15 protein-coding genes are annotated in these 14,796 nt (G+C 58.9%); 14 read left to right on the top strand and 1 reads right to left on the bottom strand.

The annotated features are described in order from the left end of the window. Positions 1-116 precede the first annotated feature (116 nt). Both JNB91_RS16340 and JNB91_RS16335 read left to right on the top strand, forming a co-directional pair. A complete protein-coding gene (locus tag JNB91_RS16340; RefSeq protein ID WP_220326576.1) occupies positions 117-1,043 on the top strand; it encodes an ArdC family protein in 927 nt (308 codons plus the stop codon). Between the two features lie 751 nt (positions 1,044-1,794). Then, positions 1,795-2,112 carry a DUF736 domain-containing protein gene (locus tag JNB91_RS16335; protein WP_220326575.1) on the top strand — a complete coding sequence of 106 codons (318 nt, stop codon included), beginning with the start codon at positions 1,795-1,797 and terminating at the stop codon, positions 2,110-2,112. Between the two features lie 132 nt (positions 2,113-2,244). Here JNB91_RS16335 and JNB91_RS16330 read toward each other — a convergent pair whose 3' ends face one another. Beyond that, the gene (locus JNB91_RS16330) at positions 2,245-2,523 is read right to left on the bottom strand and encodes an HU family DNA-binding protein (protein ID WP_139679322.1); all 279 of its coding nucleotides are present in this window, start codon (positions 2,521-2,523) and stop codon (positions 2,245-2,247) included. Positions 2,524-2,872: 349 nt separating this feature from the next. Between JNB91_RS16330 and JNB91_RS16325 the strand changes: the two genes are divergently transcribed. The 12 genes from JNB91_RS16325 to JNB91_RS16270 all read left to right on the top strand — a co-directional run bounded on the left by JNB91_RS16325 (position 2,873) and on the right by JNB91_RS16270 (position 14,794). Next, on the top strand, positions 2,873-3,079 hold the full coding sequence (locus JNB91_RS16325) for a hypothetical protein (protein WP_220326614.1): 207 nt from the start codon (positions 2,873-2,875) through the stop codon (positions 3,077-3,079). A gap of 1,855 nt (positions 3,080-4,934) precedes the next feature. Then, a complete protein-coding gene (locus tag JNB91_RS16320; protein ID WP_220326574.1) occupies positions 4,935-5,387 on the top strand; it encodes a hypothetical protein in 453 nt (150 codons plus the stop codon). A 459-nt stretch (positions 5,388-5,846) separates the two neighbouring features. Further along, entirely contained in the window at positions 5,847-6,656 is an 810-nt protein-coding gene (locus tag JNB91_RS16315) for a lytic transglycosylase domain-containing protein (RefSeq protein ID WP_346269351.1), read from the top strand. Further along, on the top strand, positions 6,653-7,024 hold the full coding sequence (locus tag JNB91_RS16310; RefSeq protein ID WP_220326572.1) for a TrbC/VirB2 family protein: 372 nt from the start codon (positions 6,653-6,655) through the stop codon (positions 7,022-7,024). Before JNB91_RS16315 ends, JNB91_RS16310 begins: the two co-directional genes overlap by 4 nt. A 2-nt stretch (positions 7,025-7,026) precedes the next feature. Beyond that, the gene (locus JNB91_RS16305) at positions 7,027-7,353 is read left to right on the top strand and encodes a VirB3 family type IV secretion system protein (protein WP_220326571.1); all 327 of its coding nucleotides are present in this window, start codon (positions 7,027-7,029) and stop codon (positions 7,351-7,353) included. A gap of 2 nt (positions 7,354-7,355) precedes the next feature. Further along, complete coding sequence (locus tag JNB91_RS16300) at positions 7,356-9,875, top strand: VirB4 family type IV secretion/conjugal transfer ATPase (protein WP_220326570.1); 2,520 nt, start codon at positions 7,356-7,358, stop codon at positions 9,873-9,875. Next, entirely contained in the window at positions 9,853-11,028 is a 1,176-nt protein-coding gene (locus tag JNB91_RS16295) for a lytic transglycosylase domain-containing protein (protein ID WP_220326569.1), read from the top strand. The genes JNB91_RS16300 and JNB91_RS16295 overlap by 23 nt, the downstream gene beginning before the upstream one ends. 91 nt (positions 11,029-11,119) lie before the next feature. After that, entirely contained in the window at positions 11,120-11,842 is a 723-nt protein-coding gene (locus JNB91_RS16290; RefSeq protein WP_346269350.1) for a conjugal transfer protein, read from the top strand. Next, positions 11,839-12,048 carry a hypothetical protein gene (locus JNB91_RS16285; protein WP_220326567.1) on the top strand — a complete coding sequence of 70 codons (210 nt, stop codon included), beginning with the start codon at positions 11,839-11,841 and terminating at the stop codon, positions 12,046-12,048. Before JNB91_RS16290 ends, JNB91_RS16285 begins: the two co-directional genes overlap by 4 nt. Positions 12,049-12,088: 40 nt before the next feature. Next, positions 12,089-13,162, top strand: a complete 1,074-nt coding sequence (locus JNB91_RS16280) for a TrbL/VirB6 family protein (RefSeq protein ID WP_220326566.1) — start codon at positions 12,089-12,091, stop codon at positions 13,160-13,162. A gap of 67 nt (positions 13,163-13,229) precedes the next feature. After that, a complete protein-coding gene (locus JNB91_RS16275) occupies positions 13,230-13,964 on the top strand; it encodes a VirB8 family type IV secretion system protein (protein WP_220326565.1) in 735 nt (244 codons plus the stop codon). Further along, on the top strand, positions 13,961-14,794 hold the full coding sequence (locus tag JNB91_RS16270; RefSeq protein ID WP_220326564.1) for a TrbG/VirB9 family P-type conjugative transfer protein: 834 nt from the start codon (positions 13,961-13,963) through the stop codon (positions 14,792-14,794). Before JNB91_RS16275 ends, JNB91_RS16270 begins: the two co-directional genes overlap by 4 nt. The last annotated feature ends 2 nt before the right edge of the window (positions 14,795-14,796 follow it).

The following is a 14,796-nucleotide window of genomic DNA, read 5'->3' as shown; positions in this document are numbered from 1 at the left end:
GTCCTCCACATGCGTTTCGGCCGTTCCGGTGCGCCTGCCCCCTGACCGCTCCTGCAATCGGTCCACTGTGACGAGGTCGCGATCGACGCGGCCTTCCGTAAACGGAGATTTGGACAATGAGCAGGAAGACAGACAACACCCGCATCGACATTTATGCGCGCATCACCGACCGTATCGTCGCCGATCTGGAAAACGGTGTGCGCCCATGGATCAAGCCATGGTGCGCCCGCAATATGACTGGTCGGGTCAGCCGGCCGCTCCGTCATAACGGGCAGGCCTATACGGGGCTCAACGTCCTGCTTTTATGGTCGGAAAGCGTCGCCTGCGGGTTTTCCTCGGCGACATGGATGACTTTGCGTCAGGCCAACGAACTCGGCGCCCATGTCCGCAAGGGCGAAAGCGGCGCCACCGTCGTCTATGCGAGCCGCTTTACGAAGACGGAAACCGACGGCGGAAGTGGGGAAATCGAGCGCGATATCCCGTTCCTGAAAGCTTACACAGTTTTCAACTGCGATCAGATCGAAGGATTGCCGGATAGATATTATCATGCTCCCGAGGTGATCGGCAAACCGTTCGAGCGTATCGAGCATGCCGATCGTTTCTTCGACAATACCGGTGCGGTTGTCCGCTATGGCGGCAACCAGGCCTATTACTCGCCGCCGACTGACCACATCCAGCTCCCCGAGCCCGCGCAATTCCGCGACGCGGCGTCTCTGATTTCAGTTCGCGCACATGAAACACTGCACTGGACGTCTCCGGCCCATCGGTTGAACAGGGATCTGTCCCGCTATCACAAAGATCGCCGGGAGCGCGCCTTCGAAGAAGTACTCGTGGAGATCGGCGCTGCGATGCTTTGCGCAGATCTCCGGATCGTTCCGGAACTGGAGCCGCGGCCGGACCACGCGGCCTATATCCAGACCTGGGCAGCGATGCTCGGGTCCGACAAGCGCGCCATCTTTCGGGCTGCTGCCCATGCGCAGCGCGCCGTCGCCTATCTCCACAGCCTTCAGCCGCAGGCGCCATCTGCTCAAGAGGCTGCTTGACAGTGTTCGAACCCCGGCGTGCTGATTACGCTGAAACATTGACGATCCGGCTCAGAGCGGTCTCGCTCGGGGCCGGGGTTCAATCCAGGACAACGGCGCACATACGGCAGATACGCGAACTCCAGAAGGCGCTCCGCCACCAATGATGGGTCATTTACGGCGAGGTGTCGCAACACTCTGCGTCCCGCTCGATGAAGCCGATCTCGCCTCTGCTGCCGACCATGGCCAGCTCGACCTATGGCCGAACGCATGCGAGGGACGTGTGGTGCCTAGCCAGACAGGTCGAGGAGCATCAGTGTCCTTGGCCAGGCATCACCGGCCGACGCAATCGCGACAGCGTCGTCATGGACGAAAATGGTGACCTGCGAACTCATTCCGACCGGTCAGCATGGCTAGGCAATCGCGGGGGGCACAAGGTCACAGCGTTTTGGGCATCATGTCGGTCGCGAACTGCCGTTGACTGCGTATCATGACCTGCCCATCCGGATCGACGGACGACACCCACGCAGACCTCGATGGGACTGGTGTGACCGAAGGACGCCTTCGTCTCGATCGCCTGGACCGCAACGGCCGTCCGCAACTTTCTTCCCCTGCGAACAGGTTCGCATTCCTCGCCCGACAAGAAAGCCGCTCCCGGCCGCCCTCCACTGACGTTTCGGCCCAAGGGTGCGGCGTCGATCGCCGTCGGTCTTGACACCGCCATCGAGGCCGCGATGGGCGCGGCCCGAACACACCGGAAAAGGACACGACAATGGCAGTCATCGGCGAATTCACCACCAACGGCAACAACTCCATCATCGGCAACGTTCGCACCCTCACCGTCAGCATGAAGGCCCGCCTCAACCCGATCGAACGCGTCTCGCGCGACGCCCCGGATTTCCGGATTACTGCCGGAAACGGTGTCGAGGTTGGCGCCGGCTGGAAGGCGGTTTCTACCGACGGTGAGCAATACATCTCGGTGAAACTCGACGACCCGAGTTTCAACGCACCGATCACCGCGGCCTTGTGGCCGAGCGAGAAAGACGGCGAATACGCCCTGATCTGGAACCGGCCGAAGCGCGAGATCTGAATTACGCAATACCGAGTCCCGCCGGGCAAGGCGGGGCTCTTCTTCTTCCAGCTTGACGGGCTTGCGACGGGCACCGGTGAAAAAAATAAAGGCCGGCACGCCGCCGGGCCTTTCTCTGATCGCCTCAAGACTTTATTTGTTGAGGGCGTCTTTCAGAGCCTTTGCAGGCGTGAAGGCCAGCTTTCTTGCCGCCGCCACCTTGATGGTCGCACCCGTCGCCGGATTGCGGGCCTCGCGCTCCGGCGTCGCTTTCACCTTGAACTTGCCGAAACCTGGCAGGCTGGTTTCGTTACCGGCAACCGCGGCAGAAGTGATCGAGGCAATCACCGCCTCGACAATGGTCTTGGCTTGCGTTTTCGTCAGGCTATGGTCAGCAGCGATCTTGTCGGCAATCTCGTTTGTGGTCGTCATTATCTTGTCTCCGCATCTTTGACATCAAATTCCTTGCAGCGAAACTGCGTCGTGTCATTGGCGCAGTGCAGCAGAAACATCTGGAAACACGGCCTTTCCACAGGTTCTCGACGCAGAAACCAAGTCCTGGAACACCCAACTGGCCGCACCTGTCGAAATGGGTGCCATACGGAGAGGTTATATCTGCTCAGTCTCGCCAAGGGTGCCATGAGCGATCGCGCCGCCTCAAGGTCGCGCGGCACCTCCAATTTTGCCTCCGCTCCGGTTCCCTGCGCTCCAACAAAATCGGCTCCTCCGCACGCCGGCTCCGCCGGTCGCTGACGCGAACCTTGACCCGACCCGACCCCTCATGACCGCGGGCGTCGTCATTCACAACGTCAAGGAGACGAAGATGCATCTGGAACAACACATCGAAGAACTGCGCCTGGAATTGAATGCATCGAACGACGCCATCGAGCGCCGCGAGATCGAACTCGAACTCGAGCTGGCACGCGCCGAGCTTGCGGTAATCATCGCCGAGCAGGACGGCCAGGTTCCGGCCTTGCCTCCCTTCTGAGGGAGGCTTTTGCCGTCATGTCTTGCCCGGCCCGCCGGATCGACCGGCGCGCCAAACACGAAGCTTCGCTTCGTAATAGCCATGGGCGGGCTTGGTGGCGTCGGGAATGGACCGGGCTGCGTCGTCAGTTCTTCGAAACGGAATGGGAGCGGCGGAAATGATAGGAACCCTCATACACGTTGCGCCGCGCATTGCCCTCATAGGGCCAACCAATCAGGCCGGATGTCGCCGTTGTGTCGGCAGATAACAATCTCGGCGATTGGGACGATATGGATACCGCAAGCCATCGAGACAAACGAGACAAACGAGACGGCAGTCGATATCCTGGTCACCCAACGTCGCACCCATATCGGCACGTGGAAGATTGGCGCCGTGATCCGCGAACTTGCAGGATCTTCTGTACGTGATGATCTCGATAACCTGGCACACTGATCTAGAGGCGAGAGACGGCAGATGCCGTCTCTCGCACTCGCCGAACCATTGACCGCTTGCAGGCTTCGAGCCTGTGCGCTGCCTTGAGGGGAGAGGCTCGCCGCCTCTGCCCTCAAACATCCCTCTTCCTGCGGAGCAGGTCGGGACCCGCCCGGCCTTTTGGGCCGGTCAAGCGGACGCTGCCGCGACTTCCCCAAACAATACGGAGGCAACGCGCAGCGTTCGCTCCACCCTCATGCTTCGGGTGTCCGCTCGATCTGCCCATTTACTCCTGCGGTGTGCTCGCCGTCTCATCGCTCGCAGCCTTCGATGTTCAATCCCTGCGGTCCGATCATCCCGGCAGCTCACGATGACGGCTCGCTTCTGCATCTTTCACGGACCAGCCAAATTCCGTGCGGCTCTTACGACGCGGATCATCGGTGTGACACCTCCGATCGCTGTTGCATCGTCTGGCAACGCGCAACAGCATTTGCGTCTCGGGCACGGCATTTGGCCGGTCTGTGTAAGATGGCAGGATAGGCTATTGGTATACCCATAGCCGTTTCGCCCGAGGGGCGAGTGCAAGGCGCGGCCTTGCAGGGGCATCGGATGGTTGCGGAAAACAGTCGATAAGAATGGTGGGGAGCCATCTCTCGAATTTGTCGAGGATGGCAAAACACGCATTCGGTAGATGGAGGATCACTTGTCGGTTGCAATCGGCGAATGCGTGGTTGAGCGTTTCGGCAAATCGGCAAATCGGCAAATCGGCAAATCGGCAAATCGGCAAATCGGCAAATCGGCAAATCGGCAAATCGGCAAATCGGCGCCGTGCGCATCTACCGAATAGGCTTATGCGAGGATGCGTGAGGCGGCGAACGAGCGCTTCGGGGAATAACCTATTGAGCGATTACGTCGATCGACGAATCGTCACGGCGCCTATTCTGCGAACGAGATTAGAGGTGAACAAATCGATCGGCCTTTAAGCGTAACGGCCATTACGCGAATGACGTTTGCGCTCATCAGGTGTCTTACCTATCGAGCGAATAGGCTTGTGGGCAAATGCGTGGATCTGCGTATCGTTGATTGCATTGATCGCACAAAGACATAAGCGCCCACCTCCATATCTTCGCAGCTTGCGGGTCGACAACACTCCCCGAACGGATCTGGGGAGACCGCCATGCTGCGCTGTGGGACTCGGTTACCGGAAGCGAGAGGGCTTGGCGGGGAAGGCGGTAAGTATCGCCGTGGAGCATATTTGCCCCAAAGCTCCCTTGAGCGACAGATGGTGCAATGGTATAAATTATACCGCAGTGTCATTTATTCGTGACGTCTGCATCCGGCGAGCGCTCAATCTCTTTTGGCGATGGCGCGGTCCCAGATTTGTATTGCGATTCACGCCTCACCATTGAAGCTGGCTATGGCCGAGAAACTCAGGAGTAACGGTATGCTGAATGCCAAGGCGCTTTGCCTGGTCTCGATCTTCGCGACATCGTTGACGGGATGCGTGAGCGTCAACCCGCGTCCACTTCCGCCGCCGCCTTATGCCTATCTGAACCTAGCTGATTGCAGGCGCTACGGCTCGATTATCGTCGACTGCCAGCTGGAATACGGCACGGATTTCGCGCGCCATCGTCTGGGCTCGGTTCAGCAGACGGGTCGCGGCTATTCGTCCGCTGACGACCGCCGCTATCAGGTTGCCTCCTGCGCGTCGATGCCCCGAGTTCAGAAGGAGCTGCCAAACTACATCTGCGAAATCTACGGGGCGCGATCGGGAGGTGATGCCGGCTCGGTACTGGTCAAGGGCGGCGCGGCGGTCCGTCTTGCCATGATTTTCGGGGATCGGGAGCAAGCCCGGTATCGCTGGATGCCGGACCGTTGGTCACGCTTACGCGACTGAACCTTCGCCGGTTGAAGGGTGCCAGCGAAGTTTCCATGGTGCTGAAATTATACGCAAGTGATATTTGTGGTTGATTTTTACCCGAGAATGCAGTTCAAAACTTATATCGCAGTGTAATTTTGAACTGGTTCGGAAATGGATCACAGCTCGTTTTACCTCAAGAAGCTACCCCAAGGCGCACGGTCACGGGTTTCCGTATGGTCCGCAATCGCCTCGGTCTTTTTCCTCAAGGGGTATGGATCAAGCCTCAGCAACGAACATCATGTCTGGCAAGCTACAGCGACCGTCCGGCATCCTGCGGGTCCAAACGAAGCGCCAAAATCTGCAAGGCCGTCACCAAGATCCATCAGACAGGCGGAAGTATCTCGACCGATCCCTGTTTCTGCTCCAGCGATCGCCGCAGAGAGCCTTGCGGCGCAGTTCGCCGAACTGGAGTCCGGCTCGAACTACCCACTCCCTGTGACCGCAAACGGCCCGACACGCTCCGCGTCGCTTCCGTCTTTTGTCCCTCTGCAGCCAAGCTATAATGAAAGCGCCGAACGCCGGCGCGCCGCCTATTCTTCGATCAGCGTATTCTCAACCGGAGATGGGCAGACCGAAATCGATCCCGAGCTGGATATAGGAAGCCTCCAGACAGCTCAAAGGGTATCGCCACGAAGCGATCTTTTGGATGGCGTGCCGGAAGCCTATGGGGCACTTGCTGTTAGGATCGCGGTCGAAGAAGAGGTCGACCCGAACTGGGTGCTGACCATCATGCGTGCCGAGAACGCCGGCTTTGATCGGCAGCTTGCCAGTCCGGCCGGTGCCATCGGCCTTATGCAAGTCATGCCCCAGATCGGTAGCGCCTTCGGAGCAACAGATCTTACCGACCCCGAACAGAATATCCGCGCCGGGACGCGCTTCCTGCGTCTACTGATCGACAAATATCGGAATCCTGTCCTGATCGCGTCGGCCTACAACGCCGGTGAGCCGCGCGTCGATGCCCACCATTCGCTCCCTTTGATCCAGCAGACCGCCGACTATGTCACGCGGGTGGTGGGATACTACACGGGCATGCCTGAAGCAGCGCCGGCGGCTCACGCGACTATGCGGCGCCGGGCAGGCACCTCGCAAGCTGCCCACAAAGGGCGAGAAGAGCGCGCAAAGTCTCCCATGCTTGTTTTCTCAGTCGCAGAACCGTCCGCGGCGCTCGGGCCTGCTCGTCAGGAGCGTGGTCCCATCGTTTCCGGCGGTCCGGTCAAGATCGTCAAGGAAGAGGTAGTCCAATGAAACACTCCGAAGTCGCTGTTGAGATCGCCACGCTTTACGGCAGAGCCGCCTGGTGTTGGCTGGCAAAGCGCAATGCTCTTGGCAACACCGCGTGCGTCGTCGCAGCCAGCGTGATCCTTGTGTTGGTCCAGTATGAACCCGCGGTGGCCCAAAACCTGGATGCTCTGGAGAATGCGGCCGACAGGCTAGTCCAGTTTTTCACCGGACCCTTCGGCCGTTCAATCGGTGCGGTCGCATTCATCGGCATGTTTCTGGCAGCGGCCTTTGGCTACTGGTCGTGGGGGGCGTTGTTGCGGGTCGGCGGAAGCCTTGCCGGCATGTTTGCAGCTGCCGAGCTGGTGGATTTTATCGCCGGCGGAGGTGCCTGATCATGGCGGGCGCCCCAACCACGATAGACGGGACTGATGAGAACATTGAGTCCTATCCTGTCATCCTTGCCCTGACGCGTCCGCCGACGGTGATGGGCATCCCCTACACCTACTTCCTCGCCGAATGCTTCGTGTCGCTGATGGTGTTCATGATCGTTGGCTCGATCCTCTGGTTTCCGGCCACGTTCATCATCCTCCACGGCATTCTCTATGTCCTCACCGTCAAGCTCGACCTGTGGTTTTTCGACATCGTCGGGCGGCTCAGCATGTGTGGCGTCAATCCCGTCGGTCGCCGGCTGGGTGGCGGAATCAGGACGTACGGAGTCTAAGTATGAGCACGATGGCACGATCGTTGAAGGGCCGTCTGTCGAAAGGTTGGGAGATTTTCGCGGACAAAAGCGTGGCGACCCACGTCCCTTTCTATGTCCCGATCGAAAACGGCATCATCCGTCTGAAGAACGACTGCCTAGTCTCGACCATCCAGCTAACCGGGTTCTCCTTCGAAACCGCCGATATCGAAACCATCAACATGCTGCAAGGCCAGCGTAACGCGGCCTTCCGTGCGATTTCATCAATCGGCAATTTCGCACTCTACACGCATGTCATCAGGCGCAAGGTCGCGCCATCGCTTCCCTCGACCTTTGCCGATCCGTTCATGCAGCGTCTCGACCTTGTCTATCAGTCTAGCATCTCCAGGAACGAGATGTTCGTCAACGATACTTATATATCGCTGGTCGTCCGTCCCTTGTTCAAAAAGGGCTCGACCCTGTCTCGCGTCATGGGCATCGGCGGAAAAGTCGTTCGCAAGGAGCAGCTCCGGGCAATGCGTGACCGGCTGGTCGAGGCGACCCGGGCGATGGAAAAGTCGCTTGCCGTCTACAGTCCGAAGGTTCTGCGCGACGTCCAGCGTATCAAGGCCGATCTTGGGAATGGTCGAGCTATCTACAAGACGATCGCCGACGATGCCGTCCTGGAGGAGGGCGCTCGAAAGGTCTGGTTTTCTGAACAATGTGAGTTCTTTTACACCTTGCTGAATGGTGGGCGCGTGCGTCCGGTCCGTCTCGGCAATACCCCGGTCGACGAGATGCTGCCGGCGCGCCGCACCTCGATCGGCAACCGCCTCATTCATCTTGGAGGCGACACGGCTGCCGATGACCGGTTTGCCGCCATGGTGTCGCTGAAGGAATATCCGCCCGAGACCGGTGCTGGCATGCTCGACTACATCCTCAAGCTGCCGTTTGAAATGGTGCTGACCCAGTCGATGTCTTTTGTCGACGACATGTCCGCACGTGGGCGCATTGAGCGTCTCGATCGCCAGATGTCGAAATCGGACGAAGGCGGTTCGAGTGTTCAGGCCAATCTCGACATCGCTCGGGACGAGCTTGCCCGCAAGCGTGTCGCCTTCGCCGAACATCATCTGACCGTGATGCCGATCGCCAAATCGATCGCCCAACTCGACGATGCGGTTGCCCTGATCGGTAATGAACTGGGGGCGCTCGGCGCATCTTATATCCGCGAGGACCTCAATACGGAGCCGGCCTACTGGGCACAGCTTCCGGGTAATCAGGCCTATATCGCACGCCGGGCGCTGATCTCCACCTTGAACTGTGCCGGCTTGAGCAGCTTTCACGCCTATCCCTATGGCAAGCCCGACGGCAATCATTGGGGACCGGCGATCACGATCTTTGAGACGACGTCCGGCACGCCGTTCTTCTTCAATTTCCATCAGGGCGATGTGGGACACGCGACTGTCTTCGGGCCGACCGGCTCCGGCAAGACGGTGATCATGTCCTTCCTGATCCTGCAGGCTTACCGGGTCAGCCCGCGGCTGAAAACGATCGTCTTCGACAAGGACCGGGGCCTCGACATCATGGTGAGAGCCGCAGGCGGCACCTACATGACGCTGGAGCCCGGAGAGCCCTCGGGCTGGAACCCGTTGCTTCTCGACGATACAGAGGAAAACCGCGTTTTCCTCTATGGCCTGCTAAGCTTCATGCTGAAGCCGACAAAGGAGGGAGAAACCCTCTTGCCTCAGGAAGAGGCGATTATCCGCAATGCCATCAAGTCGGTTCTGAAGACCAAGAACCGGTCCTATCGGCGTCTATCGTCCTTGCGTGCGCTCCTTGCCGGCAGCGAGCGGACAGAAGGCAGCTTGATCGCCAGGCTCGACAAATGGGTCGACAAGGGCCCCTATGCCTGGCTCTTCGACAATGCCGACGACAGTCTCGACATCTCCCGTCCGATAATCGGCTTCGACATGACAGCGATCCTGGACGACCCAACGGTTCGAACCGCAGCACTCCTCTACATGTTCCATCGCTTGGACAAGATCTACGACGGCAGGGCGCCGATCATCAACCTGATGGACGAAGCCTGGAAGCTGCTCGACGACGACGAATTCAAGCGCACCATGAAGGATTACTTCAAGACCATCCGAAAGCGGAACGGTCTGGTGATTTTCGGGACCCAGTCGGCCGACGACGTGGTCCAGTCGAGTGTCAGCCGCACCATCATCGAACAAACCTCAACCAATATCTTCTTCGCCAATCCGAAGGCTGACGAGAGCTCCTACATGGAGCATTTCGGGCTATCGCGGGCCGAGTTCGACTGGGTCAAGAATGGCGATCCGAGCTCTCGTTTCATGCTGATCAAGCAAGCGAAAAGCAGCGTAATCGCGCGTGTCGACATGTCCCACATGCCTGAATTCATCAAGGTCCTGTCCGGGCGGGAAGAGACCGTTCGCGAGGTCGAGATGCTCCGGGACGAACACGGTGATGACCCGAAGAACTGGCTTTCGAAATTCTGCGGCTGGGAGGGGGATGCGTCGGATGACAACGCCAAGACTTCCTGAACTGGCAACCGTCGGTGCGCTTGCGATTGCCACCATCATGGTGCCCTCGGCCTCTCGCGCGCAGGTCCCTGTGATTGATGATACCCGGTTGAAAAGTGACGAGGCGACCCGCGATAGTTACGGGTCCTACCAAGCCGACACGCAGAGCGTCAAAGGCGCTTCCGGTGGGGCCACCGACAGCGTCGCTCCAGGGCAGGGATCCGGGGCGCCTGCAGATTGTTCAGCAGCCGGAATGGCTGGTCAAACCGCACCGGCGGGCCCATCGAAACGGAACCTGAGCCAGCAGGAAGTCGCCCGCAAGGTCCGTGACGAAGCGATCCGACAGGGTGTTGACCCTAATTTTGCCATGGCGATCGCAGAGCAGGAATCGAGCTTCCGCCAATCGGCCCGCTCCGGCGTCGGTGCGACCGGCGTGATGCAGTTGATGCCAGGGACGGCAGCAGGGCTTGGTGTGAACCCCTACGACACGCAGGATAATATCCGCGGCGGGGTCAAATACCTCAAGCAGCTCCAGGGCATGTTCGGCGACCGTTACGACCTGATCGCCGCGGGCTACAATGCCGGTCCCTATCGGCAATCGCTTCAAAACGGCCAGATCCCGAACATTGCCGAGACCCAGGACTATGTCAAAAAGGTCTCAGGGTATTACGAGCGCAACAAGGCCGAGAATGGCGACCAGACGCCGACCGAGACCGAGACGACCGAACCTGAAGCGGTCAGCGATAGCACGGGCTGTGGAGAACAGCTGAAAAAGGCTGTCGACCGCAACACACAGGCGCAGGTCGAGCGCGCAACCACCTGGAATGCCTTCACCCAGAAATCGCTAGAAGCGAACCAGCAGTATCTGCAGCGCCTTCAGGCTGGTCTGCAATCATCTTCGTCGAGCCTGCGAGGTTCTGGAGGCGGCAACTCCAAGGACAGTGACGGCTCGCTGATCATGGCACAAATTCAGTGCCCGACGACGATCATCGATACCGGCAGCACACGCTGCTTTGCCGTCCCGGCGAACGCTACGACAGAGCAGATACAGCGCTGGCTCGAGGATCTTCAGGAGGCGGCGCGCGCCAATGGTGACACTGCAACATTCTCGGCGATCGACGATCCGGCGCTTGGCTTGGTGACGGTCGTCGACGCCCGGCCAACGGAAAACTGACGAAAAAGCAAAGGAGAGGCTTATGAATAGGATTGTTCTTGCCATCGGACTCGGTCTGGTCGGCGCGCCGCACGCCTTCGCACAGGTTCCTGTGAAGGACACCGCCAATATCGCCGCAGCGCAGGAAATCGAGCGGCTGTCGAAGCAGATTCAGCAGGATACGTCGGTCGTCAAAGATAACGTGACGAAGACTTTGCAGGCGATCGTAGGGGACCGCACACAGGATGCGAGTCAGTTTGCCAAGCTCGCCACCGGCAATGGCTTCAGCATGGGCCAGGCGCCCGACTTCAACTCGATCATGTCGAGCAACCAGGCTGTGTTCGGCGAGATCAGCGGCCAGTTCCAGAATACGGCCGCCAAATTGATCAATGGTCTCAACCTCGTGAAAATGGTCGTCGACACGGCCAATGGCGGGGAACTGTCCGGCGCCAATCAGGCTTACTCGCAGGGGATCAACGCCTTGACGACCCTGACTGCGCTGACCGACGCGATGAACAGTGCCACGAAAGACCGCCAGAATTCCTTTTTGCAGGCGACCGAGAAGATCGGCTCGGCGCAGGACCTGAAAGGCGCGCTGGAGCAGAACACACAGATGGTGCTGCAGGGAAACCAGACTGCCAACGAGGCCGTCGGTTCACTCAACAACCAGGTCATGCTGTTGAACCAGCAGTACAAAGCGGCTCTGGCGACGTCCTCGCAAAACCTGAAGACCTTCGCCACGCTACCGGACAGTGTCCTCCGTGATGGGGGAGCGAGTACCGAAACGGCGTCAGTGCGCGATCAACTGAAAGCCTTCGAGGAGAAGTCCCAGTGAAGGTTCTTGTAGCGATGGTCAGCATCACCCTGGCTCTCGGTGGCTGTGCTGGAAAATACGAGCAACTGGCGAAATGCTCGGCCGATGACAGCCCGGTGCCAGCACTCGGCTACGGGCCGGCGCCCCAGCCGGACCCGTCAACCTCAGCGTTCGATGCGGTGCTGCCGTACGATTGCGGCCCGATGCGACCGGTCAATCAGTTTTAACCGGCAATTCCAACCCGCAAACAGGGCTTCAGGGGACGAGATGGATCCAGTCAGCTACGCGATCAATTTTTATGGCGACGCGCTCAGATATTTTGACAAGATCAATGAGGCTTCACTGGAGCGGGCATGGGGGTTGTTTGCTGAGAACGGCGAACTTGTCAGCGCCATCCTGGCGATCTTTCTTGCCGTTTATTTCATGATGGCAGCCCTGGGCCAGACTAGGATTTCAGTCGCCGATATGGCGATCACCGGTTTTAAGGTCGCCCTTGCCTATGCACTGATCATGTCCTGGGCGACGTTCTACGACAATATTGGCCAGTTCGTGCTCTCCTCACCGCAGGATCTCGGATCGGCGATTTCCTCGGCCATGGGGGGGCAGTCGGCAGGCGCCGATTTGGCTCAACAGGTCGCGTCAATGGCACGAAAAGTCTACGACTTCGCCATGAAGCTGTTCAATTCTTATGAATCGGGTTGGCTGCCGAACGTGACCGGCGCCGTGGTCGTTTTCATCGTACTGGTCTTCGGTCTTCTCCCGATGCTGCTGATCCTCACTGGCGTCACGCTGTTTGCCAAGATGATCACCGCCGTCATGATGGCGATCGGTCCGATTGCCATCCTTTGCTATTTCTTCGGCAGTACCCGCTTTGTCTTCGATGCATGGAAGAGGGGTATAGCTTTTGGCATGTTCATGCTTCTCTTCACCTACATCATGGCCGGTCTCTCGTTCGGCTTTCTGATCGGCATGATGGACACCATTAACGATGACATGGCCACAAGCGAAAACGCGCTCGCGATAATGGTCGCCATGGTGCTCTACCTGGCGCTGATAGCTTACTTCATTTTGCAGGTGCCGGAGATTGCAAGAGCCTTCGCTTATGGCGCAGCCATATCGAACGTCCCGAGGGGCGGTGGTGCCGACATCGTATATGGAGCGACGCGAAATGCACTCTCGTCGAGTTCGTCACGCAGCGGCCAGGCCGCGGCCGTTGCTCTTGGTATGGTTGCTGGGCCGCAAGGCGCTCTGACAGCATCTGCGCTCGTCGGCCGTGGCACAATCGCAGCAACCGGCAGGCTCGGCAGAACGCTGACCACGCGACGGCGCAACGGCGGATGAAGCGGCAATCATGGCCGCGAACGCGCGACCGAAAAGATTTTCATAGCAAGTATTTTGGGGACAGACTTTGACACTCTTCAAAAGACATAAACTCACTGAGCCTGCTGATCGGGTCGCAGGCCCTCAAGACATTTACGATCGACACCATACCTGGGGTGATAGGAACCGGTCGCTGCGGACACTGATCGGGATGATATCATTGGTCTTTGCCATCGCCGGCTGGGCCATCGCCGGCATCCTGTCTTTCTCGGTCGCACAACTCTTCCCGCTTGTGCGCACCGAGGTCGTGCCGCTGATCGTCGACAAGAATACCGGCTACATGGAGACCGTCACAACACTCGAGAAGGATCGCTCAAGCGTCTCGGAACTCCAGGCGGTACAGGCGTCGTTTGTGGGAAACTATGTAATTCGTCGCGAAACATACGACCCCCGCTACCTCTCCGATAATTTCGACATGATCGCCCTTTGGTCAGAGCCAAATTCGTCGGCTTTCAAGGACTACGAGGACTGGATGAACCCCAGCAATCCTCGCGGGCCGGTCAAGACCATGAGCACGACAGGCAACATCCGCCCGGAGATCCTGTCGGTCAATCCACTCAATGCATCGACCATGGCCGTACGCTTCGAAACACGCGAGCGGCACCGCGGCGGCGATGTCGTCAACCGCTGGTCGGCGACCGTGCGCTATCGGCAGATCAATCTTCCGGCCAGCAATCGCGTCCGTCTTTACAATCCCCTCGGCTTTGTCGTCACGGAATATGCCAAGGTCCCGGAGAACATGCCATCGGGGATCGTGCCATGAAGCGATGGATGATGGCACTTTCCATCTTAGCCGTTCTTGAGCCGACGATCGCGGATGCCGAACTGCTGGCGCGACCTGGCAGGCTCGACCCGAGGATCCGCTCGCTTCCCTATTCCGCCGAACAGGTCTTCCAGGTGACGGGCACCTACGGTCTGGTGACTACTATCCTGTTCGGCGCCGACGAGAACGTCACGCAGGTTGTCGCCGGCGACACCGTGTCCTGGCAGATCCTCACCTCTGCCGACAGGCGGTCGCTGACCCTGAAGCCGATGGAGAAGGATGCTGCGACCAACCTTTCCGTCGTCACTTCAAAGCGCACCTATTCCTTCGATTTGCGGGTCAACGACAGCAAGGCGATGCAAAATCAGACCTTCAAGCTGAAGTTCACCTATCCAGAAGATGCCGGCCTTAAGGGGACAGCCGAGCTGTGGAAACAGGCACAGGATGCCCAGCGCAATCCGAACATCAAGAACATCCGCCGCGACAAGGTCAACTATGACTATGGCTTCAAAGGCAATGATGTGGCCAAGCCCGTTTGGGTCTTTGATGACGGTCTGAAGACATTCATGAAGTTCACAGGTGATATTCCTGGAATTTTCATTGTCGATACGAAGCGCAGGGAAAGCCTCGTGAACTATCGGCGGGAAGCGGACTACATCGTTATCGACAAGGTCTCTCGGCAATGGTCGCTGCGCTACGGCACGGAAGAAGAGACATGCCTCTTCAATCTGCGGACCGTACCCGCCGACAGCCCCGCACCGATCGAAGGCGCCGTTGCCCCGAAACGCATGGGTGGCGCAATCGGCCCGCAACCATCGCAATCACGATAGGA

It is taken from the genome of Aliirhizobium wenxiniae (assembly GCF_019511445.1).
Taxonomy (GTDB): Bacteria; Pseudomonadota; Alphaproteobacteria; order Rhizobiales; family Rhizobiaceae; genus Neorhizobium; species Neorhizobium wenxiniae_A.
This window is presented reverse-complemented; position numbering and strand designations above follow the sequence as displayed.

Bases quoted from the DNA above. Each gene is read 5' to 3' on its own strand.
- JNB91_RS16340 (WP_220326576.1), top strand. From the start codon at position 117: ATGAGCAGGAAGACAGACAACACCCGCATCGACATTTATGCGCGCATC.
- JNB91_RS16335 (WP_220326575.1), top strand. From the start codon at position 1,795: ATGGCAGTCATCGGCGAATTCACCACCAACGGCAACAACTCCATCATC.
- JNB91_RS16330 (WP_139679322.1), bottom strand. From the start codon at position 2,523: ATGACGACCACAAACGAGATTGCCGACAAGATCGCTGCTGACCATAGC.
- JNB91_RS16325 (WP_220326614.1), top strand. From the start codon at position 2,873: ATGACCGCGGGCGTCGTCATTCACAACGTCAAGGAGACGAAGATGCAT.
- JNB91_RS16320 (WP_220326574.1), top strand. From the start codon at position 4,935: ATGCTGAATGCCAAGGCGCTTTGCCTGGTCTCGATCTTCGCGACATCG.
- JNB91_RS16310 (WP_220326572.1), top strand. From the start codon at position 6,653: ATGAAACACTCCGAAGTCGCTGTTGAGATCGCCACGCTTTACGGCAGA.
- JNB91_RS16305 (WP_220326571.1), top strand. From the start codon at position 7,027: ATGGCGGGCGCCCCAACCACGATAGACGGGACTGATGAGAACATTGAG.
- JNB91_RS16300 (WP_220326570.1), top strand. From the start codon at position 7,356: ATGAGCACGATGGCACGATCGTTGAAGGGCCGTCTGTCGAAAGGTTGG.
- JNB91_RS16295 (WP_220326569.1), top strand. From the start codon at position 9,853: ATGACAACGCCAAGACTTCCTGAACTGGCAACCGTCGGTGCGCTTGCG.
- JNB91_RS16280 (WP_220326566.1), top strand. From the start codon at position 12,089: ATGGATCCAGTCAGCTACGCGATCAATTTTTATGGCGACGCGCTCAGA.
- JNB91_RS16270 (WP_220326564.1), top strand. From the start codon at position 13,961: ATGAAGCGATGGATGATGGCACTTTCCATCTTAGCCGTTCTTGAGCCG.